The organism is Gordonia metallireducens (assembly GCF_021245825.1).
GTDB classification, from domain to species: domain Bacteria; phylum Actinomycetota; class Actinomycetes; order Mycobacteriales; family Mycobacteriaceae; genus Gordonia; species Gordonia namibiensis.
Map to the genome: position 1 here is coordinate 215,076 of NZ_JAJQJP010000002.1, position 16,401 is coordinate 231,476.

The following is a 16,401-nucleotide window of genomic DNA, read 5'->3' on the forward strand; positions in this document are numbered from 1 at the left end:
TGCGGACAGCACTCGGAAGGCTAACGATGTGAATACCGATATCTGCGAACTAGCATGCTCTTCACTTGAGCGCTTCTATGAGACGTACTGGGGTCTTACGCCTATCTACATCGAACTCCCGGACGCCCCGAAGGGGACAATCGACTCCTACCTGCAACTTGATTCGGTGGACAAAGTGGGCATCGATCAGATCCATGCCGACCTCGGCTACGGCTGGGGCTTCACAATCCGACCGACGTTGGTTGAGTTGGATGACGACCTCTTCACCTTAACTATTTTGGGCACCGACCTCGACTTCGAGACCACTTCCGCGCACCGCTTATACCGCGAAGCGTGGGTGCGATTTTTTGTCGTACCGAATACAGACAGAACGAACCGAATCAGGGCAGAAAGGGGAGAGAGGCTACGAGCACTTCAAAGCTAGGCGCTGTTCCTCCACCTGAACCGTGTGGCCTCCGGTTGCTCAAGCATTCGAGGCGTTTGCCCCAAAGCATGCCGATCATCGTCGAGAAGAGGTTGTTCCATGACGGATACCTGTGAAGACCCTCAGTCCCGGCTTGATCGCTTGAAGCTACGACTAAACGAAGCCGTTCGACATTTCGAACAGGTCGCTGGTGAGAAAGTCCGCCGAGCAGAGCTTCCTGGCGACTCTCCGGACAGTCCTGGCGGGTTCTTAAGTATTGACCCGGATGGCAGATATCGCTTCGAGTTCAGAGAAAGGGGCGAACCTGCGGCTCTGATCGTCTCCGACCGAATCGACGACATCGTGCTCGGCGTAATGAGCGATGTCGCCAGCAGCCATGCTCAAAGCGCTGCGCTGCGGGATCCGGACTACAAAAGTGTCAATGACGCTCGGAGATTATGGTTCCCGCGGTGGAGCCGACTGATGCACTCTCTGTCTCCCGAATGGGGCAGGCACACCGATCTTGAAATCAGTGAGATTTTGAACGCGTACCCGTACGACTGATCGTATTGCATGCATAACGCGGTGTGAGGGCGGCGGATCGATCCAGAGTGTGCATACGCCGGAGCCGTGACTCGTTACCTCGGGAGTCGGAGCATCGCTGGATCTGCTGCGGCCAGAAGATGACGCGCGGTCGTTTCTTTCGACCGACTGGCTGGCGGTGGGTCGCACCCGTTGATGGAGCCGTGTCGGTCCCACAGACGCGGTCACGAGCGAGCCTGCCGGCGTCTTCCGATCTTGCGCATCGCACCGATCAGTCCGAGGCCGACGCTGGGTGCGAGGTCTCCGGCCCGGCTGATCACCCCTCGCCAGCGCGGAAGCACACGGAACACCTGACGGCTGTTCATCAGTTCCATACCGGCACGGACCACGGCCGCCTCGTCGAGCGGTCGGGGGCCGGCGAAGAGCATCGCGGCGCCGGGGTCGTTCGCGTGCGAGGTCACCATCTGCGTGTTCACGACATCCGGGCACAGTGCACGAACCCGGATGGGCAGACCCGCGTGCCGCAGATCGCCCTCCAGCGAGGTCGTATAAGACAGCACCGCGGCTTTGGTGGCGGCGTACAGCGCCAACCCGGGTACGGGAGCAAGCGCCGACAGGGACGCGACATTGAGGATGACTCCGCCACCAGTCAGGCGCATCTGGGCAACCGCGGCGGCCGATCCCGCCATAACTCCACGCACATTCACGTCGAGGATGGTGGCGATCTGCTCGTCGGAGTGCTCCCACGCCTCTCCCGCATAGAGCACGCCGGCATTGTTCACCCAGACGCTCAACCGCCCGAGAGTGGCCGCCTCCTCGGCAATCCGACGATGCGACGAGATGTCCCGTACGTCCTGCTGCAGGCCGATAGCGCCACTGCCGATCTCGGCCGCTGCGCGCTCTGCCGCCGCGCCGTCGACGTCGGTGAGGATCACCCGATGCCCCTCCTGCGCGAGACGACGGGCGAAAGCAAGGCCGATACCGCGGCCGGCGCCGGTGACAACTGCTGTGGTGGGCATGCCGGGACTCTACTGTGCGTCGCTCGGCCCAGGCGTGCCGTGTCTCGACCCGGCCTCCACTGACGTTGTTGCAGAAGTCGCCAGAGCCCGAACGTTGAGCACCTAGGGTGACCACATGGACACCGACGCCACTCGTCGTCTCGAAGAACTTGCGCACGTCGAGGCGATCAAGCAACTCAAGCATCGCTACTGGCGTGCCTGTGACGCCAAGGATGTCAACGGCTTTCGAAGCTGCTTCATCACTCACGGAGCGCGTATCGACTACGGCCCGCTCGGCACCTTCGACGACGCAGAACCAATGGCGAAGATCTTCGAGCAGGTGGCCGGGCACAAGGTCGACGGCAAGTACGTCATCTTCGACATGCACCACGGCTTCCATCCCGACATCACGCTGACCTCGGAGACCACGGCCACCGGTAGATGGACCTTGAAGTTCCGTCAGGTGAACCTGCTCGACCGCACCGAGACGGTCATGACGGGGGAGTACGACGACGAGTACGTCGTCGAGGACGGCGAGTGGAAGATGTCGGCCAGCAAGCTCACCGAACGGTGGTCACTGCGTCGTCCCCTCGGTGACGACGCGACGGTGCACGCCGGAACCTTCTCCGGGTGACTGTCGATCGGCGACGCCGGCGGCAGATCATGGCACCGTGGAGTCATGCCCGAACCCGAGCACACCCCCGACGGCCATCACGTCGTCATCAACGGCCGCAAGTGGCGTGCGACGGATCCCCTCATCCCCGACGATCGACGGTCCGAACTGCAGTCGATCCTCATGGCGTGGCGTCGCGAGGTGAAGCGCACCAAGGGTGCACCCGAGTCGCGCGCCGGCGTGCAGGCCGCGAAGGTCGCCCTCGGGGAGCGCGGAACCCCGTGGTGGGAGCAGTCCGACGACGAGCGGCGGGCCCGCTGGGAGACGCCCGTGCCGAGGCCGGGGGACGAGTGAACCTCAGCGCGGCATGAGGGATTCGGCTGCGTATCGTCCTGCGCGCTCGAAGGTTTCGATGATCTTCAGGTCGGGGTCGAGTCGCCAGTACCGCATCGTCGACACGTAGATCGCCGCCACCATCTGGGCCAGGAACTCCACCGGATGGTCGGTGCGGACATCGCCCTGCTCCAGCCCTGCGTCGATGAGTCGTCGTACCTGCGCGGTGAACAGATGACTGCGTTCCGGGTTCTCCGACGCCGAGTAGATCCGTTCGATCTCGCCGGTGACGACGCGCATGTAGTCGGGGTCGGCCTCGGAGGTCTGGGCGAAGTCGATGAACACTCCCACCACGCGGTCGTAGGTACTCAACGGCTGCCGAAGCATCGAGTCGACGACGCGGCTGAACAGGCCCATCAGTTCGACGTACAGTGCGCCGACCAGGTCGTCCTTGCTGGGGAAGTAGTTGAAGAAGGTCGCCCGGGAGACTTCGGCGCGTTCGGCGATCTCCTCGACCGTGGCGTCGGTGCCGCGTGTTCCGAGCAATTCGCGGGCCGCGGTCAGCAGGCGGTCACGCGTCTGCTGCTTGTTCTTTTCCCGACGTCCGACGGGCGCGGCATCGCTCATCCAGTTCCTCCGTCGGGTCGTCGAGCCGCTAAGTGGGGCTCGTCTTGACCAATTCTCGCATTCGGCCACCGATTTCTGGATGGTCGTCTAACTTTTGCCTCTAAGTCCACTGTGACGCACGACACGGACTTCGATAGCGACGTTCTCGCTGCGCTCGGTCGGCGCTACTCAGCCGTCGGGGGCGGTGTGACGCGATTCCACGAGGGGTGGTGAGTGCTCATGCGGGTCAACCGGCCCCGGCGGGGTGGGGCCATCGGTGGGCGCTCGACGACGGCGACCGGACCGCGAGCCGGCGTGGCTCTGGCATGCCCGGCTCGTCGCTGTTCTCTCTAATCTTTTGTGCCGCAACAGAATCAGGGACCACTTAGTTTCCCAAAACTACGCATAACCGACACCGGTCGGGCTTACAGTCACCACGACGCCGACCACCGGACCTCCGCAGCTCACCGCGAGGGCGTCATTTCATCGAAGGGATCGCAGTTGAAATCACCAGTTGCACTCAAGCGCGTCATACGCGCGACCACCGTCATGGGTTGTGCGGGAATCCTCGCCCTGGGCGGCCTGACGGCGTGCGCCGACGACAGTTCCGACAGTTCGAGCGCAGGCGAGACGAGTCAGCTCCCGAGCAACGCCGCCACGGGCGACGCGGTCAAGATCGGACTGATCGTGCCCGAGGGCGGCGCGGTGACGACGCCGATGGTGCGTGAGGGCAGTGAGGCGGCCGTCGAATACCTGAACAACAACGGTGGCGGCATCGGCGGCCACAAGATCGACCTCGTGGTCTGCAAGCAGCAGGAGGAGCCGGCGTCGGCCACCAAGTGCGCGAACCAGATGGTCGAGGAGAAGGTGTCCGTCGTCGTGTCGCCGCTCGGCGCACAGGGCGCGGTCATGCTGCCGATCGTCGTCGGCGCCGGAATCCCTTACGTCGCACAGGCTCCGGTCTCGCAGGCCGAAATGGCCACCCCGAACGCGTTCATGCTGTCGGGCGGCATCGTCGCGGTGCTGGCCGGTCAGGCTGCCACTGCAGCCAAGGACGGCCTGAAGAAGGTCAACCTGATCATCGGTGACTCGGGCGACGCGGCCGGCTCGGTCAAGGCACTGGGCGAGCCGATGTTCCAGCAGGCCGGGGTCGAACTCAACGTCGTCACCGTCCCCGTGAGCGCCGCCGACCTGACCCCGCAGATCACCGCGGGCCTGGCCGACAACCCCGACGCGGTCGCCATTCTCGGCGACTCGCGCCAGTGCATCTCGATCCTCAAGACCCTGCAGACGGTCGCACCGGACGCCAAGAAGTACCTGATCGCCAGCTGCCTCGACAAGCCGGTCCTCGACGCGACCGGCAACGAAGCCGTCGCCGGTGCCAAGGCGTTCACCACGGTCAACGTCAGCTCCGACGATCCGAGCGTGGTTCTGTACCGCAGCATCATGGCGCAGTACGCACCCGACACCGACCCGGCCGGTCTCGCCTACATCGGCTACCAGGCTGTCGCCGCGCTGGGTGAGCTCAAGGGCCTCGAGGGTCCCGTCGACGCCAAGGCATTCTCCAAGGCGCTGTCCGAGGCCAAGGACATTCCGCTGCCCGCCGCACCCGGAATCACCCTGACCTGCAACGGCACCGCGTTCCCGCTGCTGACCGCCCTGTGCAGCAAGGCCGTTCTGGTGAGTGACGTCAACTCCGACGCCAAGCTCGAGAACACCACCGTCGTCAACAACTGACAGTTCCGAGAAGATCGGGGGCCGCGTGTCTGCGCGGCTCCCGATCGAGGAGTTCCATGACCGACCATCTCGCCTTCCTGATCCTCGGCCTCGGCAACGGCGCCGTCTTCGCCGCGCTCGGTCTCGCCCTGGTGATGACCTTCAAGAGTTCCGGCGTCGTCAACTTCGCCACCGGCGCCGTCGCTCTCTACGCCGCCTACACCTATGCGTTCCTACGCAAAGGGGAACTCCTCAACCCCATACCCGGTTTCCCGACGACGATCGACCTGGGATCGGACGTGGGCGTCGTTGTCGCCGTACTGATCTCGGTGATCAGCGCCGCGATCCTCGGCGTCATCCTGTACCTGCTCGTGTTCCGACCGATGCGCACGGCACCGGCGTTGGCCAAGGCTGTCGCCGCCATCGGCCTCATGCTCGTCATCCAGGCGCTCATCGCGCTGCGCGTCGGCGAGAACGCGCCCAGCGTCGGACCGATCTTCAAGATCGACACCTTCAAGATCGGTACCAGCGTCGTACCCACCGACCGTCTACTGCTCGCGGTCGTCATCGTCGGCCTGGCGATCTGCGCAGGACTCGTGTTGCGCTACACCCGTTTCGGTGTCGCGACCGAGGCCGCCGCAGAATCCGAGAAGGGCGCGCTCGTCACCGGGCTCTCACCGGACCGGATCGCCGTCGCCAACTGGGCGTTGTCGTCGGCCACGGCGGGTCTCGGCGGCATCCTCATCGCGCCGATCGTGCCGCTCAACCCGGTCGCCTACACAATGTTCATCGTCCCGGCGCTCGCTGCCGCACTCGTCGGCGACTTCACCGCGATCTCGGTGACCGTCGCCGCCGGTCTGGTCATCGGCATGCTCCAGTCCGAAGCAACCAAACTCCAGACCACGTGGGACTGGATGCCCGACGCCGGTGTGGCCGAGGCGGTTCCGCTGATCCTCATCGTCGGCTTCCTGCTCCTGCGCGGGCAGCCCCTGCCCGGACGCGGCGCGGTCATCCGCCAGGACCTCGGCCGCTCACCCCGCCCCGACCACCTCCTGGTCCCCGGCGTCATCGGTGTCGTCGTCGCGGTCATCGCACTCTTCACCACCTCCGGCAGTCTGCGCCTGGCCGTGATCGCCACCATGATCTACGGCATCATCGCCCTCTCGCAGGTCGTCGTCACCGGATACGCGGGTCAGGTGTCGCTCGCGCAGCTCACCCTCGCCGGGGTCGGCGCCTACACGCTGAGCCGGATGACCGAAGACCTGAACCTGCCGTTCCCGGTCGCACCGCTGCTCGCCGCTTGCGCGGCCATGGTCATCGGTGTCGTCGTCGGCCTGCCCGCGCTGCGGGTGCGCGGTCTGCCGCTCATGGTCGCGACACTGGCGCTAGCGGTGTTCTGCGAGGCGTTCTGGTTCCGCAACCCGTCGCTCAACGGCGGACTCCAAGGTGCACCGGTCGATTCGCCCTCGCTGTTCGGCATCGACCTCGGCATCGGTGCCGGTGAGGGCTACCCGCGACTCGCCTTCGGCATCCTGTGCCTCATCGTGCTGACGGTCGCGGCCTACGCCGTCGCAGCGCTGCGTCGAAGCGGGTTGGGGGCGTCGATGCTCGCCGTGCGCGCCAACGAACGGTCCGCGGCGGCGGCCGGTATCAACGTCGGGGTCACAAAGCTCATCGCCTTCGCGATCGCGTCCTTCCTGGCAGGCCTCGGCGGCGCACTGCTGGCCTATCAGCAGACCCTCGCCACCGCCGGCACCTACGCCGTCTTCGCCGGTATCGGGCTCTTCGCGGTCACCTACGTCGCAGGCGTCACCTCGATCTCCGGGGCGATCCTCGCCGGCGTCATCGCACCCGGCGGCGTGATGTACTTCGCCGTCGACAAGTACGCATCCTTCGGCGACTACTACATGCTCGTCAGCGGAATCCTGTTGGTGCTCACCGTCGTCACCAACCCCGACGGCCTTGTCGGCTACCTGCACAAGATTCCGTACCCGGGACGACGCGTCGCACCGAAAGCCGAACAGCCGGTGGAGACACTCACGATGCCGGTTGCCGATGCACCTGCGCCGCCGACCGGCTCGGTCATCCTGTCGGTCCGTGATGTCACCGTCCGGTACGGCGCGGTGACCGCCGTTCACGACGTCGACTTCGACGTCCGGGCCGGTGAGATCGTCGGACTGATCGGGCCGAACGGCGCCGGCAAGACCACGCTGATCGACGCCATCAGCGGCTTCGCACCGGCCGACGGCACGGTGTCGCTCGACGGCGCGTCGATCGACGGTCTGGCGCCACATCGTCGCAGCCGCGCCGGACTCGGGCGCACCTTCCAGGACATCGAGCTCTACGGTGAACTGTCGGTCGCGGAGAACCTCGCGATCGCTGCACAACGCGCACCCGGCGACACGTCGGACAACGTGCGAAAAGTGTTGCAGATGCTGGAGATCGACCATCTCGGCGACGTCCCGGCCGCCGACCTCTCCCAGGGGCAGCGTCAGCTGGTGGCGGTCGCCCGTGTGCTCGCGGGGCAACCGAGGGTGGCGCTCCTCGACGAGCCGGCGGCCGGGCTCGACAGCACCGAGAGCCGCTGGCTGGGTGATCGCCTGAGAGCCGCACGTGCACATGGGGTCTCGATGGTCCTGGTCGACCACGACATGGACCTCGTGTTGAGCCTCTGCGATCGGGTGATCGTGCTCGACCTCGGTGCCGTCATCGCCGACGGCACTCCCGACGAGATCCGCACGTCACCGGCCGTCATCGGCGCCTACCTGGGTACACCGTCGTCGGCGATGGCCGTCGAACCAGACGAGACGGACCCGGACCCCGACGTCGAGCGCGGCCGTGCCGAGGTAGTGGAGGAGATGTCGTGACGGTCCTGGAATGCCGCGGACTCGATGCCGGGTACAGCCGCGGGAACCCATGTGTCCACGGCCTCGAGCTGTCCGTGGACGCGGGCGAGATCGTCGCGCTGCTGGGGCCCAACGGAGCCGGGAAGACGACCCTCCTGACGACCCTGGCCGGATTGCTACCGCGTCTCGACGGTGACGTCACCGTCGCCGGACAGTCGGTAAAACCGGGCGACGCCCGCGCGGCCGTCCGCGCCGGACTTGTCCTCGTACCCGACGACCGGGCGCTGTTCCGCCGTCTGACCACCCGCCAGAACCTGCACCTGGCGACACGTCTGCGGGGACGGGCGCGTGCGGAAGCCGTCGACACCGTACTCGGCCACTTCCCGTCACTGACCAAACGCCTGACGGTGTCCGCCGGCGACCTGTCCGGCGGAGAGCAGCAGATGCTCGCCATTGCGCGTGCGCTGCTGCAGAACCCGAAGGTGCTGCTCATCGACGAGCTCAGCATGGGATTGGCGCCCATCGTCGTCGAGTCGATCCTCCCCGTTCTGCGCCAGGTCGCCGACACGGACCACACCGCGGTCGTCCTGGTCGAGCAACACGTGCGGCTCGCCCTCGACATCGCCGACCGCGCCGTCGTGTTGGTCCACGGCAAAGTGGGACTGGAGGATTCGGCTGCCGTGCTGTCGACCGACATCGAGCGGATCGAGGAGGCCTACCTTGGGACGGCACGCGCGTAGACGACCCCGTAAACGACTCGCCGCGGCGTCGGCCGTCTCGCCGGAGAGTCTCGGGTCAGGCGGTCTCGGACTGCGGCCGGTAGATGGCGTCGGTGATGCGGTTGGCGATGTCGGCGTGGGTGAGGAACCGGGCGGGCGACAGCAACTCGGCACACACCGCGCTGACCATGAACTCGACGGCGGCGTCGGGGCTGGGGGACAGGTACCGCGCGATCGGTGACTCGATGATGAACGCGAGTGCGCGGTCGGTGACGATGTCGATCAGGGTCGGATGGCCCTCGCGGCGGATCAGCCACGGCGTCAGCGACCCCGCGTCGTAGCGCAGTGCGGCCTGCACCAGCTCGTTGCCGGCGTTGTAGTCGAGGACCTCACGGACGAGCATGTAGATCGTGTCCCGCGGGTCGTCGGCAAACTTGAGGCGGCTCAACATGACCCGTTCCAACGCATCCAGCTCGGAGGAGACGATGGCCGAGATCAGTTGGTCGCGGGAGGCGTACCGGCGGTAGATGGTGGCGCGGCTGATGCCGGCCTCCTTGGCCACCGCGGCGAGGGTGAGCGCACCGACCCCGACGCGACGAGCCACGGCCCGTGCCGCACTCGTGAGGTCTTCTCCGCTCGCCATGCCGACATCGTAGATCACTCGAAGAGAAACACTCTTGCGCGATTTGTCTCACACGTGAGACGCTTCAGTCATGTCTGTATCAGACCTGACTCGGACCAGTTCGCGCGAAACCGGCGGCGAATCCCCGTGGGATTCCCAGCACGAAGAGTTTGACTACGAGGTCGACGACATCGAGGGCCAGATCCCGTCCTCTCTGTGTGGCGCACTGTTCCGCATCGGGCCCGGTCGCTTCGAGATCGGTGGGCACCCGATGACGCATATCTTCGACGGCGACGGCATGGTGTCCCGCTTCGACATCTCGCCCGACCGCATCCACTACCGCAATCGGTACGTCCGCACGCGGAGCTTCAAGCGCGCCAACGAGACCCAACTCCCGCCGAAAGGGTTCAACACCCAGCGCGTCGGCGGTCCGCTGGCCAACGCGCTGAAGTTTCCCGAGAACCTCTCCAACACCAGCGTTCTCGTCCACGACGACGTGCTGTACACGCTCTGGGAAGGCGGACGCCCCCACCGCCTCGACGCCGAGACACTCGAGACGCACGGCAGCGAATCCTTCCACGGTGCACTCAAGCGCATCGGCGCGTTCTCCGCACATCCGAAGATCGACCCGCGCACCGGTGACGTGTACAACTTCGGCCTGGACTTCTTCCCGCGTCCGATGATCCGCTGCTACCGGCTCGACAAGTCCCGACGTCTGCACAGCGTCGGGACGGTGCCAATCCCGAAACTCGGCTTCGTCCACGACTTCGCCTTGACCGAGCGCCATCTCGTGTTCGTGCTCGGCCCGCTCGTCGTGAGCCGGCCAATCCCGGTTGCGCTCGGCATGCGACCGTTCGGCGAAGCCCTTTCCTACAAACCGGAGTTGGGCACCACCATCGTGCTGGTCCCGCGTGACGGCGGGAAACCCACACGCATCGAATACGATTCGCTCTTCCACTTCCACGTCGCGAATGCGTACGAATCCGGACCCGAGACCGTCGTCGACATCGTCGCCCACGACGCGACCGGCGGCTGGACGCAGTGGAACAACTTCCTGTGCAATTTCCGCGAGAAAGCCGGGCCCGCGTTCGGCGGCACACTCACCAGATTGCGGATCAATCGCAACACCCAGGTGGTCACGCGCGATCCGTTGAACGAGCTCGGATGCGAGTTCCCTCAGGTGGATCCGCGGTTCGTCACCACGACGCACCGCTACACGTACTTGGCCGAGGCGTCGGTGCGTGGTGGCGACCCCGACTCGATAACCACCGTCGACACGACGACCGGCGCCCAGGATCGATACACCACACCGGGCAACACCGTATGCGAGCCGCTGTTCGCCGAGGACCCCGAGAATCCGGGCGAGGGTCGCGGCTGGTTGCTCAGCCTCGAGCACCGCCCGTCGGACAAGCGATCCCGGTTGATCGTGCTGAAGGCCGACCGTCCGAGTGAAGGGCCGGTCGCCGTCGCGACGCTTCGGCATCACGTACCCATGACGTTCCACGGGGCGTACAAGCCGGCGGCGGTTTGAGCGGGTCGGCTGGCTTCGACACGGCTCCTCGCTGCGCTCGTCGCCTGCTCAACCAGCGGTTACTTCCGCTGGCCGCTGGGCTTCTTTCTGCTCCCTGAGGTGCGAGAAGCGTTAGCGACGAGCCACGAAGGGCCTGGTGAGAGGGGTTGCCAGCCCTTCGTGACGCCCTCCGCAAGCTCCGGGCTCCTCAGGGAGCGGGGTATGGACAGTCACCGATTGCTACCCCTCGAGATAACTCGCGCGAGCGGCCTTCATCGCGTCGATCCGGCGTCGTAGCAGCTGCTCCGTTGCATTGCGGTCCGACTCCGACAGGTCACTGTCCGCCAACGCGGCGAGACGTCCCTCCTCGGCAGCGATCTCGTCGGTCAGCAGGTCCGCCGACATCTCGCGGGTGAGCAGGTCCTGGTCGACCCAGTCGGCGGCCGGAATCTGTTCCACGAGTTCGTGGTCGGGGCGTTTGGTCATGACGTGCGCTCGAATCGGAACAGCTTACGGGCGTTGAGTTCCACCATCTTGTGAACGTCCTGGTCGGGGACGTTGACCATCTGTTCGGCGACGACCTTGCGGCTGTTGGGCCAGTTGGAATCGCTGTGCGGGTAATCGCACTCCCACGTGATGTTGTCGATCCCGACCGCGTAACGGTTGTCGATGCCGTGCTGGTCCTCGATGAAGCAGCCGAACATGTGCTTGCGGAACAGATCCGACGGCCGGACCGTCTGGTTGATGTTCTGGTAGTAGCGGTGCTTCTCCCACGTGGCGTCGATGCGCTCCAGCATGTACGGCACCCAGCCGATCCCGCCCTCGGACAATGCGAACTTCAGCTTGTCGTGACGGTGGAAGACCGGCGAGAACAGCAAGTCGGCGGTCGCGTACATCGAGTTGCAACCGAACAGGGCGATCATCACGGCCATCGGTGCTTCCGGTGCGGTGATCGGCGGCTTTCCCGACGTGCCGAAGTGGATCGACAGCACCTGGTCGTGATCCTCGCAGGCGTCGAAGAACCGGTCCCAGTGGTCGGTGTGGTACGACGGAAGGCCCAGCGGCACCGGGTTTTCCACGAACGAGATCGCGCGGGCGCCGCGGTCGACGGTCCGCTCGATCTCTTTGATGCACAGGTCCACATTCCACAGCGGCATGATCGTCATCGGGATGTAGCGGTCGGGTGCGGTGGGGCACCACTCGTCGAGCACGTAATCGTTCCAGGCCTGCACGCAGAGCAGGGCCAGATCCTTGTCCTCACCCTGCAGGAACACAGTGCCCGCGAATTTCGGGAACGACGGGAAGCACAGTGCCGCATGGACTCCGTCGATGTCCATATCGGTGATGCGTGCCTTGGGGTCGTAGCAGCCCGGCAGCATGTCGTCGTAGCGAACGGGCTCGGCGCCGTACTCTTCGGGCTTCTTGCCGGCGACCGCGTTCAGACCGATGTACGGGTAGACGCGACTTTCCCACTGCCACACCTGCGCAGGGGGATTGCCCTCGTTCATCACCTTCTCGATGATGCGGGGACCGGCATCGAGGTACTTCGACGGCAACCGGTCCTGCCAGAGCAGCGGATGCTCGATGAGGTGGTCGTCGGTCGAGATCAACTGCATGTGGTCTTGCAACGGCATGATGCTGCCACTCCTTACTGCGCGTGTCCCGCTTTGGCTTCGGCGTCGCGGGTGAGGCCTGCGGCGAGGATCAGTTCTTCGTGCAGCTCGAACCACACCGTGTGATACGAGTCGGCGATCGGCTTGGCGAGCCAGGATGTGTCACCGGCATTCAGCTTCGCGAGCGCTTCGTCGAGTTTGGTGCCGTACCTCGACAATCGCGGAACGTGACGTCCGGCTTCGTCGACGACCGCCGAGACGCGCTCATGAATCCGGGGGAGCCGCGCGAGTACACCGGTGTCGTAGGACGCGTCGTCGTGCGGGTTGGGTTGTCCGTCGCGCAACTGCCAGTCGGTGATGAGTGCCTTGAAGTCGCCGTTGACATCTCGGAACGAGGAGTAGGCCGCCGCGAAGGCGTCGGTGTCGATGTCGGTGCGCTCGGCGGCGAGCAACTCGGCGAGTCGCTCGCGACCGGTGTCGCTGATGCGTACGAGCGACCCCTTGGCGATCACGTGCTCTGCGGACACGAGTTGATCCAGGGTCTGCCGGAGGTCGGCGGCGTCGAGTCCGGTGGTCGCGACCAGCTGATCTGCCGTCGCCCGACCCTTGAGTCGAACCGCTTGCAGCACATCGAGTTCGGTCATCGGATGAATTCTCCTCGAGTCGGGTTCAGCGTTTGGCGATCGTCAGATCGGACGAGTCGATGACCCAGGTCGACGGGGTGACACCCTCGTCGCGCAGCTGATACTTCAGGACCTTGCCGGTCGCGTTCTTCGGGAGCTCCGGCCGGAACTCAATGTAACGCGGTACTGCGAAGTAGGGGAGCTTGTCCAGCGACCAGGCGCACAACTCCTCCTCGGTCAGCGTCGACCCGTCGACGAGGATCGCGGTCACCTTGATGTCGTCCTCGGTGAACTCCGACGGCACCGCGTGCACGGCGACCTCCGACACGTCCGGATGGCTCCGGAAGGTGCGTTCGAGTTCAAAGCTGGAGATGTTCTCGCCGCGGCGACGCAGATAGTCCTTCTTGCGGTCGACGAACCAGAGCCAACCGTCGTCGTCGAATCGCCCGACGTCGCCGGTGTGGAACCAGAGGTTCCGGGTCACGGCGAGGGTGGCCTCCGGGCGACGCCAGTAACCCTCGAACATGATGTGCGGGCGCCGCGGCCGCAAGATGATCTCGCCGGGCCGGCCGTCGGGGACCTCGTTGTCCTCGTCGTCGACGATCCGGACGTCGAAGTCGTCGTTGCGGCGGCCGGCGCAACCGAGCGGCGGGGACATGTCCGACGGCGTGCTGGTGATGTAGGTGGCCTCGGTGAGGCCGAACACCGCACTGCCCGCGGACTCCACGCCGAAGCGCGTCCGCCACGTCTCGATCAGTTCCGGGGTCCACGGCGCGCCGCCGACCTGGACGATCTGACCGTGGCAACGCAGCATCTCCGGGGTGTCGGGCATCGAGGCGATGAGTGAGATCATCACGCCGAGGATCGAGACCCGGCGTGCACCGGTGCGTTCCACCTCCGGCCAGAAGTTCGAGAGCGAGAAGCGCGGGGCGATCGCCAGCGTCGACTGGTTGACCGCGGTCGCGAGCACAGACGTCGCTGCCGCGTTGAGGTGGAATAAGGGGAGCGGTGTCCAGAGGGTATGCGTCCGATCGCGTTTCGCGGCACTGGTCGCGGCCAGGTTCGCCGCGTAATTGTGGCTGATCATGCAGCCCTTCGACGGCCCGGTGGTGCCCGAGGTGTAGATCAGCATCGACAGATCGCGGTAACCGACCGGTGCCGGAGCGAGTTCGACACCGCCGCCGGCGGCGTCGAGGTCCGCCAGGGGCAACGCGGTGATCCGAGCCAGGGACGCGCTCGCCTCGCCGCGGTAGGCGAGATGCGTCAGTTCGGGCAGCCCGTCCTCGATCTCGACGAACCGCTCGGCGTAGTCGGATTCGACGATGGCGACCTTCGCGCCCGAATCCGCAGCCTGGTGACGGAGGAAGTCGGCCTTGAGTGCGGTGTTCACCGGCACCCAGATCGCGCCGAGTGCATTGGTCGCAAACCAGGACACGACGGCGTCGGCGTTGTTGTCCAATACGCACAGAACGGTGTCGCCGGGACCCACGCCCAGCGACCGGAGTCCGGCCGCACGACGCAGCACCCGGTCCCACACGTCGCGGTAGGTCATTTGCTCGCCCGAGAAGTCCAGGAAGACGGTGTCGCCGGCGTCGCGGACCGCACGCTCGACGATGTTGACGACGGTGTCGGTCCGGCCCGGACCCCAGGTGACGGGTGGAGCCGAGGAGGCTGCCGTTTGGGATGTACCAGCGGGCTCGGTCACCGCAGTCATTCGTGATCCCCCGAGGTCTCGGATTCCAGGGCGGCGCGGGCCGCGGTGAGTTTGTCGGGCAGCGTTGCAGCACCCGCCGATGGATGCACGGCGTCGATGATTGCTTCGAGTTCGGTCAGTTCGGGACTGTCGGAGATCTTCCACGCGGTCAGCTCGAGGGCCCCGGCGCGGACCTCGCCGTTGTTGCCGTCCACGGTCACGACCTGACCGGCGAATGAGGTGATCGTTCCCTCGCCGCAGCCGACGACGGCCGGACGTCCGATCTCACGGCTGACAACCGCGGCATGCGATGTCGCGCCGCCTAGTTCGGTGACGATCGCAGCGGCGGCGAGCATGCCGTGGATGTCGTCGGGACTGGTGGTCGCACGGGCCAGGATGACGTCCTGGTCGTCGGCGGCCTCGAGGACCTCATCCGGGTCGGTGATCACCACACCGCTGGCGACGCCCGGGCAGGCAGGTAGTCCCTTGGCGAGAAGCTTTGCAGCAAGGCGCGTCTCGGGTTGCAGTGCGGGCTTGAGCAGGGTCGCGATGTGTGACGGTTCAACGCGCCGCACGACTTCGCGATCGTCGATGACGCCCTCCGCGCGCAGCGACAGTGCGAAACGCACTGCGGCCGCCGCGGACCGTTTGGCGTTGCGCGTCTGCAGGATCCAGAGCTTGCCTTCTTGCACGGTGAACTCGATGTCCTGGACATCGGTGCCCAGTGCTTCCAAGGTGTGCGCGCTCTGCAGCAATTGACGGTGAACGTCGGGCTGAGTGTCGGCGAGAGCGTCGATCGGATCGCAGTCGTGCGTGCCGGCCACCACGTCCTCGCCCTGGCTGCAGGCGAGCCACTCGCCGAACGGCTCCGGCGCACCGGTCACCGGGTTGCGACTGAACAGCACGCCGCTCCCGGAATGGTCGCCCAGATTGCCGAAGACCATGGCCTGCACGACCACTGCGGTGCCAGCGTCGTCATCGAGACCGTGGTGGGCGCGATAGGCCTTGGCCCGGTCGGTGTTCCACGACTCGAAGACCGCCTCGATCGCGCCGCGCAACTGGGCCCAGGGTTCCGTCGGGACAGCATCGGATCCGTCGAGGACGATCTTCGAATACATTTGCCGGAACCTGGACCGGGTGTCGGCCGCGAAGGCGTCACCGCACTCGGCGGCGAGGGCTGCGTGAACCTGGTCATCGATGCCGAGATCGAGGACGGTGTCCATCATTCCGGGCATCGACTGGGCGGCGCCGCTGCGGACGCTGACGAGCAGGGGATGTGCGCCGCCTCCGAACGTCCGCCCGGTCTCGGACTCCAGCCACTTCAGTGCCTGACGTACGTGGGGCCAGATGCTGTTAATGACCGCCGCGGGGTCGCGCTGCCACGCCCGGCAGGCGGCGGTGGTGATGGCGAAGGCGGGCGGAACCGGCAATCCGTGTCGACGCATGGCGTCGAGGCCGTACCCTTTGTTACCCACGAGCATTCGATCGAGTTGCACCGATCCGTCCAGCCGGATCACGTGTGCCAACCCGCTGCCGTGGCGGTCCAGCGTCGCGGTAGCTATC

Annotated in this window: 16 protein-coding genes; 8 read left to right on the forward strand and 8 right to left on the reverse strand. The window is 65.8% G+C overall.

What is annotated here, in order from left to right; translation table 11 throughout:
* Positions 1-28 precede the first annotated feature (28 nt).
* Positions 29-424 carry a hypothetical protein gene (locus tag LQD00_RS00950; RefSeq protein WP_232715238.1) on the forward strand — a complete coding sequence of 132 codons (396 nt, stop codon included), beginning with the start codon at positions 29-31 and terminating at the stop codon, positions 422-424.
* A 99-nt stretch (positions 425-523) separates the two neighbouring features.
* Positions 524-967 carry an immunity 63 family protein gene (locus LQD00_RS00955; protein WP_232715239.1) on the forward strand — a complete coding sequence of 148 codons (444 nt, stop codon included), beginning with the start codon at positions 524-526 and terminating at the stop codon, positions 965-967.
* A 203-nt stretch (positions 968-1,170) separates the two neighbouring features.
* Here the strand turns inward: LQD00_RS00955 and LQD00_RS00960 are convergent, their stop codons facing one another.
* The gene (locus LQD00_RS00960; protein WP_232715240.1) at positions 1,171-1,965 is read right to left on the reverse strand and encodes an SDR family NAD(P)-dependent oxidoreductase; all 795 of its coding nucleotides are present in this window, start codon (positions 1,963-1,965) and stop codon (positions 1,171-1,173) included.
* Positions 1,966-2,080: 115 nt separating this feature from the next.
* On the opposite strand from LQD00_RS00960, the gene LQD00_RS00965 reads away from it, so the two are divergent.
* Positions 2,081-2,578: a nuclear transport factor 2 family protein gene (locus LQD00_RS00965; RefSeq protein ID WP_232715241.1), complete on the forward strand. Its 498-nt coding sequence runs from the start codon at positions 2,081-2,083 to the stop codon at positions 2,576-2,578.
* A 45-nt stretch (positions 2,579-2,623) separates the two neighbouring features.
* Positions 2,624-2,911: a hypothetical protein gene (locus LQD00_RS00970; protein ID WP_232715242.1), complete on the forward strand. Its 288-nt coding sequence runs from the start codon at positions 2,624-2,626 to the stop codon at positions 2,909-2,911.
* 3 nt (positions 2,912-2,914) lie between these two features.
* On the opposite strand, the gene LQD00_RS00975 is transcribed toward LQD00_RS00970, so the two are convergent.
* On the reverse strand, positions 2,915-3,517 hold the full coding sequence (locus tag LQD00_RS00975) for a TetR/AcrR family transcriptional regulator (protein ID WP_232715243.1): 603 nt from the start codon (positions 3,515-3,517) through the stop codon (positions 2,915-2,917).
* A gap of 480 nt (positions 3,518-3,997) precedes the next feature.
* Here LQD00_RS00975 and LQD00_RS00980 point away from each other — a divergent pair, with 480 nt between their 5' ends.
* Genes LQD00_RS00980 through LQD00_RS00990 form a run of 3 tightly spaced genes read left to right on the forward strand, consistent with a single transcriptional unit; the run spans position 3,998 to position 8,798 of the window.
* A complete protein-coding gene (locus tag LQD00_RS00980; RefSeq protein WP_232715244.1) occupies positions 3,998-5,233 on the forward strand; it encodes an ABC transporter substrate-binding protein in 1,236 nt (411 codons plus the stop codon).
* 56 nt (positions 5,234-5,289) lie between these two features.
* Positions 5,290-8,079, forward strand: a complete 2,790-nt coding sequence (locus tag LQD00_RS00985; RefSeq protein ID WP_232715245.1) for a branched-chain amino acid ABC transporter permease/ATP-binding protein — start codon at positions 5,290-5,292, stop codon at positions 8,077-8,079.
* Positions 8,076-8,798, forward strand: coding sequence for an ABC transporter ATP-binding protein (locus LQD00_RS00990; RefSeq protein WP_232715246.1), 723 nt, complete (start codon positions 8,076-8,078; stop codon positions 8,796-8,798). Before LQD00_RS00985 ends, LQD00_RS00990 begins: the two co-directional genes overlap by 4 nt.
* A gap of 55 nt (positions 8,799-8,853) precedes the next feature.
* Here the strand turns inward: LQD00_RS00990 and LQD00_RS00995 are convergent, their stop codons facing one another.
* On the reverse strand, positions 8,854-9,420 hold the full coding sequence (locus LQD00_RS00995; RefSeq protein ID WP_232715247.1) for a TetR/AcrR family transcriptional regulator: 567 nt from the start codon (positions 9,418-9,420) through the stop codon (positions 8,854-8,856).
* A gap of 70 nt (positions 9,421-9,490) precedes the next feature.
* On the opposite strand from LQD00_RS00995, the gene LQD00_RS01000 reads away from it, so the two are divergent.
* Positions 9,491-10,930 (forward strand): carotenoid oxygenase family protein, encoded by a 1,440-nt coding sequence (locus LQD00_RS01000; RefSeq protein ID WP_232715248.1) that lies wholly within the window; start codon positions 9,491-9,493, stop codon positions 10,928-10,930.
* Between the two features lie 219 nt (positions 10,931-11,149).
* Here the strand turns inward: LQD00_RS01000 and LQD00_RS01005 are convergent, their stop codons facing one another.
* From LQD00_RS01005 to LQD00_RS01025, 5 genes are read right to left on the reverse strand one after another with little or no spacing between them, the layout of a single operon-like run.
* Complete coding sequence (locus LQD00_RS01005; protein WP_232715249.1) at positions 11,150-11,395, reverse strand: hypothetical protein; 246 nt, start codon at positions 11,393-11,395, stop codon at positions 11,150-11,152.
* Complete coding sequence (locus LQD00_RS01010) at positions 11,392-12,543, reverse strand: amidohydrolase family protein (RefSeq protein ID WP_232715250.1); 1,152 nt, start codon at positions 12,541-12,543, stop codon at positions 11,392-11,394. Before LQD00_RS01010 ends, LQD00_RS01005 begins: the two co-directional genes overlap by 4 nt.
* 14 nt (positions 12,544-12,557) lie before the next feature.
* Positions 12,558-13,166, reverse strand: coding sequence for a MarR family transcriptional regulator (locus LQD00_RS01015; protein ID WP_232715251.1), 609 nt, complete (start codon positions 13,164-13,166; stop codon positions 12,558-12,560).
* A 25-nt stretch (positions 13,167-13,191) separates the two neighbouring features.
* Complete coding sequence (locus LQD00_RS01020; RefSeq protein ID WP_232715252.1) at positions 13,192-14,859, reverse strand: AMP-binding protein; 1,668 nt, start codon at positions 14,857-14,859, stop codon at positions 13,192-13,194.
* Positions 14,856-16,355 carry a pyruvate, phosphate dikinase gene (locus tag LQD00_RS01025; RefSeq protein WP_232715253.1) on the reverse strand — a complete coding sequence of 500 codons (1,500 nt, stop codon included), beginning with the start codon at positions 16,353-16,355 and terminating at the stop codon, positions 14,856-14,858. Before LQD00_RS01025 ends, LQD00_RS01020 begins: the two co-directional genes overlap by 4 nt.
* Positions 16,356-16,401: the final 46 nt, after the last annotated feature.